Origin of the sequence: Burkholderia anthina (assembly GCF_902498995.1) — a bacterium.
In the GTDB taxonomy this organism is placed as follows: Bacteria; Pseudomonadota; Gammaproteobacteria; order Burkholderiales; family Burkholderiaceae; genus Burkholderia; species Burkholderia anthina.
Window position 1 is genome coordinate 47889 of the sequence record NZ_CABVLY010000038.1, and the last position, 14376, is coordinate 62264.

At 67.4% G+C, this 14376-nt stretch carries 18 protein-coding genes; 5 read left to right on the forward strand and 13 right to left on the reverse strand.

The window, feature by feature from the left end; translation table 11 throughout:
- Positions 1–7: 7 nt before the first annotated feature.
- From BME24068_RS32325 to BME24068_RS32335, 3 genes are read right to left on the reverse strand one after another with little or no spacing between them, the layout of a single operon-like run.
- Positions 8–1369, reverse strand: coding sequence for an MFS transporter (locus BME24068_RS32325; RefSeq protein ID WP_096504927.1), 1362 nt, complete (start codon positions 1367–1369; stop codon positions 8–10).
- A complete protein-coding gene (locus BME24068_RS32330; RefSeq protein ID WP_096504929.1) occupies positions 1366–1596 on the reverse strand; it encodes a DUF2783 domain-containing protein in 231 nt (76 codons plus the stop codon). The genes BME24068_RS32325 and BME24068_RS32330 overlap by 4 nt, the downstream gene beginning before the upstream one ends.
- Positions 1597–1637: 41 nt before the next feature.
- On the reverse strand, positions 1638–3314 hold the full coding sequence (locus BME24068_RS32335; protein ID WP_174928516.1) for an FAD-dependent oxidoreductase: 1677 nt from the start codon (positions 3312–3314) through the stop codon (positions 1638–1640).
- A gap of 375 nt (positions 3315–3689) precedes the next feature.
- Between BME24068_RS32335 and BME24068_RS32340 the strand changes: the two genes are divergently transcribed.
- Entirely contained in the window at positions 3690–4493 is an 804-nt protein-coding gene (locus tag BME24068_RS32340) for an EAL domain-containing protein (RefSeq protein ID WP_096504933.1), read from the forward strand.
- A 204-nt stretch (positions 4494–4697) separates the two neighbouring features.
- Here BME24068_RS32340 and BME24068_RS32345 read toward each other — a convergent pair whose 3' ends face one another.
- Complete coding sequence (locus BME24068_RS32345; RefSeq protein ID WP_096504935.1) at positions 4698–5108, reverse strand: GFA family protein; 411 nt, start codon at positions 5106–5108, stop codon at positions 4698–4700.
- Between the two features lie 110 nt (positions 5109–5218).
- Complete coding sequence (locus BME24068_RS32350; RefSeq protein WP_096504937.1) at positions 5219–6010, reverse strand: IclR family transcriptional regulator; 792 nt, start codon at positions 6008–6010, stop codon at positions 5219–5221.
- Positions 6011–6280: 270 nt separating this feature from the next.
- Here BME24068_RS32350 and BME24068_RS32355 point away from each other — a divergent pair, with 270 nt between their 5' ends.
- Entirely contained in the window at positions 6281–7468 is a 1188-nt protein-coding gene (locus tag BME24068_RS32355; RefSeq protein ID WP_096504939.1) for an acyl-CoA dehydrogenase, read from the forward strand.
- 150 nt (positions 7469–7618) lie between these two features.
- Here BME24068_RS32355 and BME24068_RS32360 read toward each other — a convergent pair whose 3' ends face one another.
- Positions 7619–8257: a peroxiredoxin gene (locus BME24068_RS32360; protein ID WP_096504941.1), complete on the reverse strand. Its 639-nt coding sequence runs from the start codon at positions 8255–8257 to the stop codon at positions 7619–7621.
- A 316-nt stretch (positions 8258–8573) separates the two neighbouring features.
- Between BME24068_RS32360 and BME24068_RS32365 the strand changes: the two genes are divergently transcribed.
- The 3 genes from BME24068_RS32365 to BME24068_RS32375 all read left to right on the forward strand — a co-directional run bounded on the left by BME24068_RS32365 (position 8574) and on the right by BME24068_RS32375 (position 9878).
- Positions 8574–8876, forward strand: coding sequence for an ElaB/YgaM/YqjD family protein (locus BME24068_RS32365; protein WP_096504942.1), 303 nt, complete (start codon positions 8574–8576; stop codon positions 8874–8876).
- A gap of 125 nt (positions 8877–9001) precedes the next feature.
- On the forward strand, positions 9002–9391 hold the full coding sequence (locus BME24068_RS32370) for a phage holin family protein (protein WP_096504944.1): 390 nt from the start codon (positions 9002–9004) through the stop codon (positions 9389–9391).
- 43 nt (positions 9392–9434) lie between these two features.
- Entirely contained in the window at positions 9435–9878 is a 444-nt protein-coding gene (locus BME24068_RS32375) for a DUF3318 domain-containing protein (protein ID WP_174928517.1), read from the forward strand.
- A 63-nt stretch (positions 9879–9941) separates the two neighbouring features.
- On the opposite strand, the gene BME24068_RS32380 is transcribed toward BME24068_RS32375, so the two are convergent.
- The 7 genes from BME24068_RS32380 to glyA all read right to left on the reverse strand — a co-directional run.
- Positions 9942–10394: a type IV pilin protein gene (locus BME24068_RS32380; protein WP_174928518.1), complete on the reverse strand. Its 453-nt coding sequence runs from the start codon at positions 10392–10394 to the stop codon at positions 9942–9944.
- The gene (locus tag BME24068_RS32385) at positions 10391–10936 is read right to left on the reverse strand and encodes a pilus assembly PilX family protein (RefSeq protein WP_239007659.1); all 546 of its coding nucleotides are present in this window, start codon (positions 10934–10936) and stop codon (positions 10391–10393) included. Before BME24068_RS32385 ends, BME24068_RS32380 begins: the two co-directional genes overlap by 4 nt.
- Positions 10937–11046: 110 nt before the next feature.
- Positions 11047–11886, reverse strand: a complete 840-nt coding sequence (locus tag BME24068_RS32390) for a PilW family protein (protein ID WP_174928519.1) — start codon at positions 11884–11886, stop codon at positions 11047–11049.
- Complete coding sequence (locus BME24068_RS32395) at positions 11876–12286, reverse strand: type IV pilus modification PilV family protein (RefSeq protein WP_174928520.1); 411 nt, start codon at positions 12284–12286, stop codon at positions 11876–11878. The genes BME24068_RS32390 and BME24068_RS32395 overlap by 11 nt, the downstream gene beginning before the upstream one ends.
- Before the next feature lie 8 nt (positions 12287–12294).
- Positions 12295–12861: a GspH/FimT family pseudopilin gene (locus tag BME24068_RS32400; protein WP_174928523.1), complete on the reverse strand. Its 567-nt coding sequence runs from the start codon at positions 12859–12861 to the stop codon at positions 12295–12297.
- A 153-nt stretch (positions 12862–13014) separates the two neighbouring features.
- The gene (gene nrdR / locus BME24068_RS32405) at positions 13015–13494 is read right to left on the reverse strand and encodes a transcriptional regulator NrdR (RefSeq protein ID WP_006760615.1); all 480 of its coding nucleotides are present in this window, start codon (positions 13492–13494) and stop codon (positions 13015–13017) included.
- Positions 13495–13500: 6 nt separating this feature from the next.
- Positions 13501–14376 (reverse strand): serine hydroxymethyltransferase (gene glyA / locus BME24068_RS32410; RefSeq protein WP_174928521.1); only part of this gene is annotated, 876 nt, incomplete at its 5' end.

The window sequence follows — 14376 nt, forward strand, 5'->3', positions numbered from 1 at the left end:
TTCTCCATCAATTCATGGCGGCGTTCGGCGCCTGCGCGCCGCTTCGCCGCGTTACGCCGGCCAGGCCGAGGACGAACAGCGCCGAGCACAGCACGGGCACCGCGGCCGCATGGAACAGCGCGCCGTTGGTCCAGTTCAGCGCAATCAGCTGTCCGCCGACGAGCGGCCCGAGCACCGAGCCGATCCGGCCGATGCCGAGGCTCCAGCCGATGCCGGTCGAGCGCAGCGACGTCGGGTAATACTGGCCCGCGAGCGCGTTCACGGCCGGCTGGCCGCCGACCACGCAGAACCCGCCCGCGAACACGACCAGCAGCAGCCACGGCAGCGCATGCGCGACCGAGCCGATCAGCCCCACCGAGACGGCCGCGCACGCGAAGCAGGCGAACAGCACGCGCACGAAGCCGTAGCGCTCGATGAACCAGCCGAGCGACAGCGTGCCGAGCACGCCGCCCGTCTGCAGCACCGTGCCGACGATCACGGCGGTGCCGGGCGAATAGCCCGCGTCGCGCATCACGGTCGGCAGCCAGTTCGACAGGAAGTACAGATCGATCAGGTTCATGAAGCTGATCGCCCACAGCAGCAGCGTGACCGGCAGCCGGCCGTGGCGGAACAGCTCGGCGACCGGGGCGCCGCTCGCGGCGCGCTCGCGCACGACGAGCCGCGTGTTCGCATCGATGCCGGCCTGCGGCGCGAAGCGCGCGAGCCAGTCGCGTGCCTGCGCGTCGCGCCCTTTCAGCACCATGAACTGCAGCGACTCGGGCAGCCGCGCGAGCATCGCGATCGTCAGCACGAACGGCACCGCGCCGCCGATGAAGAACACCGAGCGCCAGCCGAATGCCGGAATCAGCGCGGCACTGATGAAGCCGCCGAGCGCGGCGCCGAGCGTGAAGCCGCACGACACGATCATCATCCGCTTCACGCGATGCGCGGCCGGGCTGAACTCGCCGACCAGCGCCATCGCGTTCGGCATGATGCAGCCGAGGCCGAGGCCGGTGACGAAGCGCAGCGCCATCAGCACCGGGATCGAACCGGCGAACGGGGTCGCGAGCATCGTCACCGCGAAGAACAGCGTCGAGCCGATCAGCACCGGGCGCCGCCCGATCCGGTCGGCCAGCACCGACAGCCCGAGCGCGCCGAGCAGCATCCCGAACAGGCTCGCGCTGAACACGGGCCCGAGCGCCTGCTTCGGCACGCCCCATTCGGCGATCACGCTCGGCGCGACGTAACCCATCGCCTGCGCGTCGAAGCCGTCGATGACGAGACACAGCCCGCACAGCACGAGCAGCATCCAGTGAAAGCCCGGGCGATGGGTCTCGTCGATCACGTGCTCGACTTCGAGCACGCGCGTGTCGGCCGGCGCCGCGCTCATTGCACGACCTCGGCGGCCGGATGCGCGGGCGGCGTCACGCCCTGCCGTGCGAGCGCCATCGCCTCGCGCAGCACGTCGGCATCGCCGATCTGGTTCGCGAGCAACAGGATCAGCTTCGCGTTGACGAGCTGGCTGTCCGCGTCGGACAGGTCGCGATGCATGTCGATCAGCGCTTCGTAGAACGCGTCCGGATCGGCCAGGCGCGGGCGGGTATCGAGTCGGGGCATGACGGGTGTCTCCGGTGTCGTTGTCGTGTTCGATGCCGTGCTCAGCATGCGCAGGTCGCGCGCGCCAGGGCGTCGGCAATTGCCTGGCGTTCGAGCGTGCGCGTCCGCGCGCACACGTGCTGATCGGGGCGCAGCAGATAGAACGTGCCGGGCTGTGCGTCGTAGCGTTGCGCGGCGAAACCGTCGACGTCCTCCACCACGTCGACGCCGGGCACCGGTTGCGCGTGGCCGGCCGGCACCACCAGCACGGGCCGCACCGGCAGCGCGAGGCCGTCGAGCGCCTGCGCGAGCGCGGCGGCATCGCCCGGCAGCCCGAACAGCACACCCGCGAAACCGTCGCCCAGATGCTGCAGCAGCCAGCCGGACGCGCCCTGCGCGCGCACCGGCGCATCGGCCGCCGCCGCGCCCGGGCGCATCGCGCACGCGAATGCGTCGCCGTTGCGATCCGGCGTGTTCAGCGGCGAATCGGCGAGCACGGCCGGCACCGACAGGCGGCCGCTGTTCACGAGCTTGCGTGCGAACTCGCAGTCGCGCGCGAGCTTCAGCGTCGCGTCGCGGAACACGCGCGACACCGCGCTCTTCGGCGTGATGAAATCGGTCGAGCGCGTCGAGTTGCGGATGTTCTCGTCGGCCGCGAATTCGCGTTCGCTGGCATAAGTGTCGAGCAGGCGGTCGTCCGAGCGGCCGTCGAGCACGAGCTTCAGCTTCCAGGCGAGGTTGTCCGCGTCCTGCACGCCGCTGTTCGCGCCGCGCGCGCCGAACGGCGACACGCCGTGCGCGGAATCGCCCGCGAACAGCACGCGGCCGTGACGGAACGTATCCATCCGCTGGCAGCGGAACGTGTACACGCTCACCCATTCGAGCTCGAACTCGACCTCCGGCCCGAGCAGCGCGCGCACGCGCGGGATCACCCGCTCCGGCTGCTTCTCGGCGACCGGATCGGCGTCCCAGCCGAGCTGGAAGTCGATGCGCCACACGTTGTCGGGCTGGCGATGCAGCAGCACCGACTGGTTGCGGTGGAACGGCGGATCGAACCAGAACCAGCGTTCGGTCGGAAATTCCGCCTTCATCTTCACGTCGGCGATCAGGAAGCGGTCCTTGAACGTGCGGCCGCGGCTCTCCAGCCCCATCGCCGCGCGCATCGGGCTGCGCGACCCGTCGGCCGCGATCACGTACCGCGCGCGCAGCGTCTCGATGCCTTCCGGCGTCTCGACGGTCAGCGCCGCGTGCTCCGCCGACTGCGCGACGTCCGTCACCTTGTGCTTCCAGCGGATGTCGATGTTCGGCAGCGCGAACGCGCGCTCGGCCAGATAGCCTTCGACGTAGTACTGCTGCAGGTTGATGAACGCGGGGCGCGCATGCCCTTCCTCGGGCAGCAGGTCGAACGCGTACAGCTGCTCGTCCTGCAGGAACACCTTGCCGACGTGCCAGCTCACGCCCTTGTCGACGAAGCGCTCGCCGCAGCCGAGCCGGTCGAAGATCTCGAGCGTGCGCTTCGCGAAGCAGATCGCGCGCGAGCCCGTCGACAGCGTGTCGTCGTCGTCGAGCAGCACGACCGGCACGCCCTGCTGCGCCAGATCGATCGCGGCCGACAGGCCCACCGGGCCCGCGCCGACGACGATCACCGGGTGCACGGCCGCGTCCTCGCCGCCGGCTCGCGCCGCGCGCGCCCGGTATTCGAACTTCAGCGTCTGGTAATCGATGCTCATGGTCGCCATCCGCTGCTCAACCCTGCCGCGCGCGCGCCGGCGCACGCTGCTTCACCGTCGCGCCCGGGTTCGTCCCGCGCCCCTGCCCGCCCTTCTGCGTCCACTTCCAGTCAACCGCCACGTCTCGCTCCTTGCTTCCTGTTGATTCGAATCGGAACGGCGCCATTCCGGGGCGCCCGAACGCCGCGTTTCCTGATCGGCGTCAAATCTTGGATTTACGAATAGTAAAACCAATTACGAATAGTGAAATAAACGTAAACCCTAGCCATCGGTCCAGGGACGGGATAACGTTATGAGTGAAACGCCAAGCCGAGCGCGGCGCGCGCTGCTAATATCAAGATATGAGGCGGCCCCTTTCGGCCGCCATTTTTCCTTTTCACGCCGATGATTCCGCCCACCATCCCCGAGCTGGTCGCCCGTGCCGGGCAACTGCCTTACCTGCGGGAACACCTCGCGCTTGCCGACGGCGGCACCGCGTGCGCGAATCTGCCCGAGCGCATGCTCGCGAGCGCCTACGAACCGATCTACGACGTGACGATGCCCGGCGTGCCGCAGTCGACGTCGTTCGCCGACGCGATCGAGCGCTACGGCGACGAACTCGGTTTCCAGGCCGTCACGCTGGTCACGGGCGCCCCGCACGACCCGGTCGACTCGGCCATCGACGACCAGACGCTGGTCGCGATCGACCGGCTGTCGCGCGCGCTGCACGCCATCAACTTCTTCGGCGCGCAGCGCCACGGGCTGTTGTTCCTGCGCGTGCACGAGCGGCTGCTCAAGAGCGTGAAGTACGACCACGGCAAGCATTTCTCGTCGGTGCTGCAGCGCTTCGGGCTGCCGACCGAGCGGATCGTGATCGAGCTGCCGGCGGTCGCGGTCGCGCACAAGACCTTCCTCGGGTATCTCACGCGCAGCTACCAGCATCACGGCTTCAAGGTCGCGGACAAGCTGCCCGACCCGGGCCGGATCCTCGCGGTCGAATCGGAGATGGCGCGGCCCGACTACATCAAGATGGATGCAGGCATCGCGTTGCGCGACGGGATGGTCAAGGCGCTCGTCGCCTATGCGCAGCGCGTGCGGATTCCGCTGATTTTCGACGGCGTCGTCGACGAGACGCAGTGCGAACTGCTGCGCCAGCACGACGTGCGGTTCATGCAGGGGCCGGTGTTCGCGAAGGTCGTCACGGCCTGATTGCGGGGAGTGGCAAACGCGTGCGTGGGGCCGCAGGCCCGATGGTGGATTCGGCGGCCGGGGCGCCGGTGCGCTTCGTCGCTCTCGGCTCGATGCCGGCCGGTTCGTCGGCTGTCAAGCGCTGGCTATTAAGCGGAAACGTCGAATGCGCATTGAGCGCGCGTACGCTCCGATACCTGCTCGCGGCCACCGGACGACCGCGCGCTAGTCGCGTCCGCCATCGTCGTATTTCGGCAGATCGTCGTCGATCTCGATGCCCGGGAAACGATCCCCGTACCAGACATGCCACGCCGGACGCAGCCGCGACGGCTCGTCGAGCGTCGCGTAATTGATTTCGACGGTTTTCGGCGCATCGGCCAGCCGGTATTCGAGCTGCGCGCCGCAGCGCCCGCAGAAGCGCCGCTCGCCCCACGCGCTCGACGCATAGACCGTCGGCTCGCCCTGCAGGTAAGCGAATGCATCGATCGGCACCGACGCCGACGCAACGACCGCCGCGCCGGTGGTGCGCTGGCAAAGCCGGCAATGGCAGAAGCCGGCGTCGGCCGGAATGCACGCGATCCGGTAGCGGATCGCACCGCATGCGCAACCGCCTTCCATCGTCTCGGGGTGGGACATTGCGAACCTCGTCGTCGGGATGCGAACGAACGATGATGAGCGCGGTTCGCGCGCGATTCAACCTTCAACCCGTGCCGGCACCCTCTGCCGTTGTCGCGGCTCGCCGCGGTTCAGGCCGTCGGACCGAGCCGCTGCGCGAGCGCCTTCAGCTTCGGTCCCACCTGCGTGCGGAACACGTCCTCGTCCATCGACGACGCGGGCCCGCTGCAACTGAGGATCAGCCAGCGCCCTTCGCGCGGCTCGCGAAACGGCACGGCCGCCGCATTCACGTCCATGTGCCACGCCCGGAACGAATAGCAGCACCCGCCTTCGGAGAACTCCGCCACCGCTTGCTGCGCGGCCGCGACGAGCGCATCCGCGTCGGCCGCGCCGCCGGCCGCCCGGTGCAGATCCGCATAGAGCGCGCGACGCACGTCCTCCGGCTGCACGGCCAAGTACGCGCGGCCCATCGAGCTCGTCAGCATCGACAGCCGCGAACCGGGCGCGAGCCCGAGCGTAAGCGCCGTTTCGCTGCGGATCGTCTCCAGGTAGATCATGTCGAGCCCGTCGCGGCAGCCCAGCGACACGGCCGCGCCGATCTCGCGCGCGAGCGCCTGCATGTGCGGCCGCGCGAGATCGATCGTCCCCGAGCCGGACAGCAGCGCGTAGCCGAGCGACAGCACGCCGGCGTCGAGCGCATACTTTCCGAGCGTCTCGTCGTAGCGCAGGTAGCCGAGCACGGTCAGCGTATAGGCGAGCCGGTTCACGGTCGCCTTCGGCAGCCCCGTGCGCTCCGCGAAGTCGCGATTGCCGAGCATCGTCTCGCCGGGCCGGAATGCGCGCAGCAGGTCGAGCCCGCGCGCGAGTGCCACGACGAACTTGCGTTCGTCGATCATGGTTTCGTCGATGGTTGAAAACGTCATCTGATGCTACACTGGGTTCGATTTGCAAAACATTGTTCCGCACAGCGGAACTTCAGTCAAGCAAACTTTAGAGATGGGGCCAGGCGGCGAAGCGCCACCCCGGGACCGACCGCAAAGCACGGGATCGGAGTAAGCGCTGAAGCGCCGATTCTGGCCGACTGCGAAGCATGGGGCCAGAGTAAGCGCTGAAGTGCCGACTCTGGCCGACCGCGAAGCATGGGGCCAGAGTAAGCGCTAAAGCGCCAACTCTGGCCGACAGGAGATGACACGATGAGTGCTGCAACTTTTCATTGGGACGATCCGCTGCTGCTCGACCAGCAACTGACCGAAGAAGAGCGGATGGTGCGCGATGCCGCGCACGCATACGCGCAGGACAAGCTCGCGCCGCGCGTCACCGAGGCGTTCCGCCATGAACGCACCGACGCCGCAATCTTCCGCGAGATGGGCGAAGTCGGCCTGCTCGGCCCGACGATTCCCGAGGAATACGGCGGCCCCGGCCTCAATTACGTGAGCTATGGACTGATCGCGCGCGAAGTCGAGCGCGTCGACTCCGGCTACCGCTCGATGATGTCCGTGCAGTCGTCGCTCGTGATGGTGCCGATCTTCGAATTCGGCTCGGACGCGCAGAAGCAGAAATACCTGCCGAAGCTCGTGACCGGCGAATGGATCGGCTGCTTCGGGCTGACCGAGCCGAACCACGGCTCCGATCCGGGCAGCATGGTCACGCGTGCGAAGAAGGTGCCCGGCGGCTACTCGTTGTCCGGTGCGAAGATGTGGATCACGAACTCGCCGATCGCGGACGTGTTCGTCGTGTGGGCCAAACTCGAAGAAAACGGCAAGGACGCGATCCGCGGCTTCATCCTCGAGAAAGGCTGGAAGGGCCTGTCGGCGCCCGCGATCCACGGCAAGGTCGGGCTGCGTGCGTCGATCACCGGCGAAATCGTCCTCGACGAAGTGTTCGTGCCCGAAGAGAACCTGATGCCGAACGTGAGCGGCCTGCGCGGCCCGTTCACGTGCCTGAACTCGGCGCGCTACGGGATCGCGTGGGGCGCGCTCGGCGCGGCCGAGTCGTGCTGGCACACCGCGCGCCAGTACGTGCTCGATCGCAAGCAGTTCGGCCGGCCGCTCGCCGCGAACCAGCTGATCCAGAAAAAGCTCGCCGACATGCAGACCGAAATCACGCTCGGCCTGCAAGGCGTGCTGCGTCTCGGCCGGATGAAGGACGAAGGCACCGCGGCCGTCGAGATCACGTCGATCATGAAGCGCAACTCGTGCGGCAAGGCGCTCGACATCGCGCGGCTCGCACGCGACATGCTCGGCGGCAACGGCATCTCGGACGAGTTCGGCGTCGCCCGTCACCTCGTGAACCTCGAAGTGGTCAACACGTACGAAGGCACGCACGACATCCACGCGCTGATTCTCGGCCGCGCGCAGACGGGCATCCAGGCATTCTTCTGATCGATCGCGCGCGACACGCCGGCACGCCACCCCGCCGGCGGCGCATACGCTGAAAAGACACGGCCCGCCCGGCATCGCTGCCGGGCGGGCCGTTTTCGTCGGCGCTCGCGCGTGTCGCGTGTCACGCGCCGCCGATGCGGCGGCGCATGCTTACTTGTTCGGCTGCGGCGTGAGGCGCAGATACGGACGCACTGCGTTGAAGCCCTTCGGGAAACGCTTCTTCAGCTCTTCCGGATCCTGCAGCGACGGCACGATCACGACGTCGTCGCCGTCTTTCCAGTTGCCGGGCGTCGCGACCTTGTAATTGTCGGTCAGTTGCAGCGAGTCGATCACGCGCAGCACTTCGTCGAAGTTGCGACCGGTGCTGGCCGGATACGTGATGATGAGCCGCACCTTCTTGTTCGGATCGATCACGAACAGCGAGCGCACCGTCAGCGTTTCGTTCGCATTCGGGTGGATCATGTCGTACAGCTGCGAAACCTTGCGGTCCGCATCGGCGATGATCGGGAAGCCGACGACCGTCGATTGCGTCTCGTTGATGTCGTTGATCCAGCCCTTGTGCGACTCGACGCCGTCCACCGACAGCGCGATCACCTTCACGTTGCGTTTCTCGAATTCGCCCTTCAGCTTCGCGGTCAGCCCGAGCTCGGTCGTGCACACCGGCGTGTAGTCGGCCGGGTGGGAGAACAGGACGCCCCAGCCGTCGCCCAGCCACTCGTGAAACTTGATCGGGCCCAGGCTCGATTCCTGCTCGAAATCCGGTGCGATGTCGCCAAGACGCAGACTCATGATGTTCCCTCCTCGAACGATGCTGGTTGAAACCGCGCGCTGTCGGCGCGGGACAGTCCATCAGCTTACGGGAAGCAATGGGACATGCGAACGATTATTCCGTTTGATATTCATACTTTTTTGTCATTTTTGCCTGGTCGGGAGCGAGACGGGCGGCGGCACGGGAAACTTTTCGCATCGTTTGCGGCTCTGTTGATGATTACAAATCGTTTACCATGTGGGCTGGCACCGCCGTCCTGCATCTTCCCGGCTCGCCAGCAAGCAGGCGTTTCGCTACGATGTGAACCTGCAGCATGACAGCATGAAGGGAGTTGCAATGTCGGAAATCAACAAGGAGAAACTGATGTCGGATATCAAAACCGTTCTCGCGGACGCCGAAGATCTGCTCAAGCAAGCGGCGAGCAGCACGGGCGACCGTGCGGCCGAACTGCGCGAGAAAGCCATGTCGCGCCTGAAGCAGGCCAAGGAAAAGGCAACCGACGTTCAGGTCGTGGTGGTCGAAAAAGGCAAGAAGGCCGCGCGCGCGACCGACGACTACGTGCACGAGCATCCGTGGACGTCGATCAGCGTCGCTGCTGGCATCGGCGTGCTGGTCGGTCTGCTGATCAACCGCAAGTAACGCGCTCGACGCCGTTCCGCCCCCTGTGCCGCCCGCGGCGGCACAGGGGTGCTCAAGCCAGGCCGGCGGTTCGCCACCAGCCGGCTTTGACTTAGCCGCTCACTGCGCGCGCAAGCGCCTCATCCATGACGACAGACACCAACCCGCAGCCGTCCGGCCAGGGGCCGCTGCGCCGCCTCGTCGGCTCCGCGATCGGCCTTCTGCAAACGCGCCTCGAACTGGTGGGCATCGAACTCGCCGAGGAAAAGGAGCGCCTGATGGGCGTACTGTTCCTCGGGCTCGCGGCCATGATGCTCGCGACGATGGCGCTCATCAGCCTCACCGTGCTCGTCGCGATCGCGTTCTGGGACACCTATCGCTGGCAATCGCTTGCCGCGATCACCGCGGTGTACGCCGTCGGCGGCATCGTATGTGCGCTGAAGGCGCGCTCCGGCCTGCGCGATGCACCGACCGTGTTCGAGGCGACGCTGCACGAACTCGAGAAAGACCGCGACATGTTCCGCGGCAAGCCGTGAACGCACCCGCGTTCGTCCCTCTCACCTACTTCGCCGACGCGCCATGAGCCAGAACGTTACGGGCAATTCATCCCGCTCCCATTCGTCGCGATCGAACTGGAGCGCATCGCAGCATCGCGCGCTGCGCAAGGAGTTGCTGATCCTGCGCTCCGAGGTCGAGCGGCTCGAGCTTGCCGAAGCCGCCGCCGAAATGCGCCACGCCGTCACGCGCTTCAGCTGGCTCAAGGTCTTCGTGCCCGGCCTGTCGACCGGCAAGTTCAGCCAGTCCGCCAAGAACCTGAACGCGAGCCTCGGCCAGCTCGTCAACCAGTATCCGATGCTGAGTTCGCTCGCATCGCTCGTGCTCGCGAAACCCGTGCGCTCGCTGCTGCGCGCGAGCGCCGGCCCCGCGTTGAAGTGGGGTACCGTCGGCTTCGCCGCATGGGAGGTCTACCGGATCTGGAAGCAGTCGCGCGACGAGCGCGGCAGCGCCGCGAACGACGACTGACGCACGACGACGGACACGCATGCGCATGTGTTGCATGCGTCGTCGCGCGCCTTCGGTGCGCGTTCAGCGTACGCCCCAGCATGTCCCGTCCTGCCCATCGGCACTGCCGTCGCTCGATCCTGTATTCCCTTTCACCCCGTCCGAGCGCAGCGTGAATGCGCCGCACCGGTCGTCGCGCATCGGGCCGGTGTCGAGCGGGCTCGCGACGAGTTCGTAGACTACCGAAGCATCGTCGCCGCCCGGGCGGCGGAGTGCCACACGATAGACCGGCTGCCCGTCCGGCGGCGCATGCGCCAGCGTATCCGGTAATGCCTGTGGCGGCGTGCCATCGAGCGTCTCGAGATATTGAGCCGCGCGATACAGCGCGGCAACCGCGGACGCGCGATGCACGCGCGCGACGTGCTCGCGATACGACGGGATACCCCATCCGGCCAGCACGGCGACGATCGCCAGCACGATCATCAGTTCGACCAGCGTGAATGCCGCCGGTGGACGCGTGAGCGTACGCCTGTTCATTGATGCATCGCCGCGACGCGACGCCAGTGCCCTGCAACGATACGGCCATCACGCAGCGCGACCTGGCTTTGCAGCCAGACCACGCTCGATGCATGGCCGCCGACGCCACGCGCGGTGACGAGGTACGCGCGACTCCCCGCCGGGCCTGCTCCACGCCATGCCTCGATCAGGCATCGTGGCGGCTGCGCGGCCATCGGCCACGAAGCGAACGGTGCGAACGCGTCGGCAGCGCTGAGCGCCGGCGTGCGCCGCCACGCGTCCGGCTCGACGTGCGAGGCGGCTTCGTCGACATACGGCGCGGCACCGCGGAGCAATCGTGCGGTGCAGGCGGTCAACGCCGCATCGGCCGCGTGGAAGGCGATCAGCCGATCCGACAATGCACGCGCGCGGCGCGACTCCGTCAGCGCGGCTTCGAACCATGTGCCGGTCAGCGCCGCGACCGCCGCACCGACCGCGATCACGACGGGCAATGCGAGGCCGGCATCGCGGCGCCAGGCCCGGTTTGCCGATCGACCGCCTGTACGCCATTCGCGTCGGCTCATGCATGTGCCGCCCATCACGCGTTGCGCGCCGCCAGCCTCCATCGTGCTTTCGCGGACATGTCCTGCCGCGCCTCGCATTGCCGGTTCGTTCACGCACTCGTTTGCACGGTTCATCGGAACGCCTCGTGGGCATGCGCTGCGTCACGTTCGCGCTCGGGCTCGGCCATTGCGAACGCGGCGTTTCGCAACGCGACGATCCGGTGCAGCACGAGACGCGCGCGACCGTCCCGCGCAACGACCGTGCGACCGTCGCAATCGACATGGCTCATCGATTCGCGCATCGGTTCGCCGCGTGCCCGCACGCATACATGCACGGCGACGACCTCGTGCCAGCCTCCGGCGGGCATCGCCTCTGCGTTCACGAACTGCACGTCTGCATGACGCAGGTAGCGCAGGCGCAACTGATCGATCCCAGCCACGACGGGTTGCGGCGTGCCCGGGCGCCCGCTCCCTTCGCAGTACAACTCCGGCTCGCCCGTCGACGGACTCACGTGCGCGTCGAAACGGTTTTCCACGAGCGGCCGCTCACCGGCCGTGCCAACACCCTGCCCGAGACAGTCCGATACCTGGGCGCCGCTCGTCGGCCATGTCGACACGGTGTCGCCGACATACCGGATCAGCACCGCGTCCGACGCGGCGCGCACGGCCTCGCACCGCACCTGCGCGCCGTCGCCTCGCACACGCGCGGCCGAACAGCCGAATACCGGCGACAACGATGGCGCCGCTTCGGCATCGAGCGGGCGAAAGCCGGCCATCTGGAGCTGCTGACCGATCAGTGTCAGCGCGGTCGCCGCTGCATCGCGCATCCGGAAGCCGTCCTCGGCCCGTCGCTGTGCGACGCGCTGCGCGTGATACAGCGCACCGGCAGCGGCAAGCACGAGCAGACCGACGGTCATCGCAACCAGCACTTCGAGCAACGTATGCGCGCGGATGCAGCGATCAGCGTTCATCGGCGTCGGCCTCCCGAAACGGAATCCGCACGCACGACGGTGGCTTGGTCGTCACCCCCGCCGCTTCGCATCGCATCGACGCCACCGCGTCGGCGTCGCGCCAGCCGACGATCGCGTACCGCACGTGGCCCGTGCCGCGATCGAGCGTCATCGTGCCGCCCGGCAACGATGCGGCCACGAGCGCCGCGACGCTGTCGTCGGCCGTTGCAGCGACGTACAGGCGCTCGATCCGTGCATCGGCGAGCCACAGCGCGCGCTCGCGCCAGATCGTCGCCCGCTGCGCACGCGCCATCGCGAGCTGGCTGCCAGCCACCGCCAGCATCACGACCGCGAGCAGCGCAATGGCCAGCACCGCTTCGAGCAACGACGTGCCGCGTGTCGATTTGCGCACGTGCGTCATGCCACACCTCATGCCGCGCCGCACCGGCCGGCGGCGATACGCGCGCGGCCGCCCGCCGCTATCCGGATACACCGCGACACACGTGCCGCGTCGTCTCCCGGCGACTCACGCTGCGGACGCAATTCGAAACGACGCATTCCGCCGATCACCTGACCGGCAGGCGGTGCAAACGCGAGATCGTGTGCGGCCCCCGCGACGGCGATTTCCGCATCATGCGGATATCGCCGCAGCACGCGCGACTGCCCGTCGAACTGCCCGCTGACGATCCACGCGCACGACCATTCCGCCGGGCCGCAACGCTCGCCCGAACGCACGCAGGCACCGTCGCGCCCGGCCCTGCACAGCGTGACGCGCACGCCGAGACGCGTCGCCTCGGTGCGCGCGAACGACAACGCACCAAGCAGCGTGCGGGCACGCGCATCGACGCGTTCGCGCATGCGCCACTGATCGAAGGCAGGCGCCGCGTAGAGCCCCATCCCGACCACGAGCGCGATCGCAACCATCAGCTCGACGAGCGTGAACCCGCCGCAGTGTCGCCCGCCTTTTTCAACCACTCCCTGCCGGTGCCGCCCCATCGCCATCGCCCTCCGCCAACGTGATGCGACGACTGTAGCGACGCATGCGGACGCACGCCATTTGCCGAACGGCCGACTGGCGACATGCGATCGCGACCGACACAATCGGCGCGAATCGAACCCACGGAGAAGACGATGGACGAACGCAGCGCGTCAGCGCTTACGCGGAGGCTTGGAGGGGGACGCGCGACGGAACTCTTCGATCACGTCGGCAAATTCGGAGACGTCCTCGAACCGGCGATATACCGATGCGAAACGGACATAGGCAATCGTATCGAGGCCGCGCAGCTCGTTCATCACGAGTTCGCCGAGCTTCTCGCTACGCACTTCACGCTCGCCGGTCGCGAGCAGTTGATACTCGATGCGGGCGACCGCCGCGTCGATCGCGTCAGCCGCAACCGGCCGCTTGCGCAGCGCGAGTTGCATGCTGGCGACGATCTTGCGACGGTCGAATTCCGTGCGGCTGCCGTCCTTCTTCACGACGGCGGGCAGGTTCAGTTCGACCCGCTCGTACGTCGTGAAACGCTTGTCGCAAGCCGAGCAGCGACGGCGCCGACGAATCGCGGCGCCATCTTCGGACACGCGCGAGTCGACGACCTGCGTGTCTTCATGCCGGCAGAACGGGCAGCGCATCGTCGATCAGCGATAGACTGGGAAACGCTTGGTCAGCTCGGCCACTTGCGCGCGTACGCGCTCGATCGTCGCTGCATCTTCCGGATTCTCAAGCACGTCGGCGATCAGATTGCCGACCGTCTCGGCTTCCGCCGTGCCGAAGCCACGCGTCGTCATTGCCGGCGAACCGAGGCGGATGCCGCTGGTGACGAACGGCTTTTCCGGATCGTTCGGGATCGCGTTCTTGTTCACCGTGATGTGCGCCGCGCCGAGGGCTGCTTCCGCAGCCTTGCCCGTGATGTTCTTCGCGCGCAGGTCCACCAGCATCACGTGGCTTTCCGTACGGCCCGACACGATCCGCAGCCCACGCTTGACCAGCGTTTCAGCCAGCACGCGTGCGTTCTCGACCACCTTCTGCTGGTATTCCTTGAATTCCGGCGACAGCGCTTCCTTGAACGCCACGGCCTTCGCCGCGATCACGTGCATCAGCGGACCGCCCTGGATGCCCGGGAAGATCGCCGAGTTGATCGGCTTCTCGTACTCGGACTTCATCAGGATCACGCCGCCGCGCGGGCCGCGCAGGCTCTTGTGCGTGGTGGTCGTCACGAAGTCCGCGTGCGGCACCGGGTTCGGGTACACACCCGCTGCGATCAGGCCCGCGTAGTGCGCCATGTCGACCATCAGGTAGGCGCCGACCGACTTCGCGATCTTCGCCAGACGCTCGAAGTCGATCTTCAGCGCGAACGCCGATGCGCCCGCGACGATCAGCTTCGGCTTGTGCTCCTGCGCGAGCTTCTCGGCGGCTTCGTAGTCGATGTCTTCGTTTTCGTTCAGGCCGTAGCTCACCACGTTGAACCACTTGCCCGACATGTTCACCGGCGAGCCGTGCGTCAGGTGACCGCC

Bases quoted from the DNA above. Each gene is read 5' to 3' on its own strand.
- BME24068_RS32375 (WP_174928517.1), top strand. From the start codon at position 9,435: ATGAGCCAGAACGTTACGGGCAATTCATCCCGCTCCCATTCGTCGCGA.
- BME24068_RS32400 (WP_174928523.1), bottom strand. From the start codon at position 12,861: ATGGGGCGGCACCGGCAGGGAGTGGTTGAAAAAGGCGGGCGACACTGC.
- BME24068_RS32395 (WP_174928520.1), bottom strand. From the start codon at position 12,286: ATGACGCACGTGCGCAAATCGACACGCGGCACGTCGTTGCTCGAAGCG.
- BME24068_RS32335 (WP_174928516.1), bottom strand. From the start codon at position 3,314: ATGGCGACCATGAGCATCGATTACCAGACGCTGAAGTTCGAATACCGG.
- BME24068_RS32360 (WP_096504941.1), bottom strand. From the start codon at position 8,257: ATGAGTCTGCGTCTTGGCGACATCGCACCGGATTTCGAGCAGGAATCG.
- BME24068_RS32345 (WP_096504935.1), bottom strand. From the start codon at position 5,108: ATGTCCCACCCCGAGACGATGGAAGGCGGTTGCGCATGCGGTGCGATC.
- BME24068_RS32380 (WP_174928518.1), bottom strand. From the start codon at position 10,394: ATGAACAGGCGTACGCTCACGCGTCCACCGGCGGCATTCACGCTGGTC.
- BME24068_RS32385 (WP_239007659.1), bottom strand. From the start codon at position 10,936: ATGAGCCGACGCGAATGGCGTACAGGCGGTCGATCGGCAAACCGGGCC.
- BME24068_RS32390 (WP_174928519.1), bottom strand. From the start codon at position 11,886: ATGAACGCTGATCGCTGCATCCGCGCGCATACGTTGCTCGAAGTGCTG.
- BME24068_RS32340 (WP_096504933.1), top strand. From the start codon at position 3,690: ATGATTCCGCCCACCATCCCCGAGCTGGTCGCCCGTGCCGGGCAACTG.
- BME24068_RS32350 (WP_096504937.1), bottom strand. From the start codon at position 6,010: ATGACGTTTTCAACCATCGACGAAACCATGATCGACGAACGCAAGTTC.
- nrdR (WP_006760615.1), bottom strand. From the start codon at position 13,494: ATGCGCTGCCCGTTCTGCCGGCATGAAGACACGCAGGTCGTCGACTCG.
- BME24068_RS32365 (WP_096504942.1), top strand. From the start codon at position 8,574: ATGTCGGAAATCAACAAGGAGAAACTGATGTCGGATATCAAAACCGTT.
- BME24068_RS32330 (WP_096504929.1), bottom strand. From the start codon at position 1,596: ATGCCCCGACTCGATACCCGCCCGCGCCTGGCCGATCCGGACGCGTTC.
- BME24068_RS32355 (WP_096504939.1), top strand. From the start codon at position 6,281: ATGAGTGCTGCAACTTTTCATTGGGACGATCCGCTGCTGCTCGACCAG.
- BME24068_RS32370 (WP_096504944.1), top strand. From the start codon at position 9,002: ATGACGACAGACACCAACCCGCAGCCGTCCGGCCAGGGGCCGCTGCGC.
- BME24068_RS32325 (WP_096504927.1), bottom strand. From the start codon at position 1,369: ATGAGCGCGGCGCCGGCCGACACGCGCGTGCTCGAAGTCGAGCACGTG.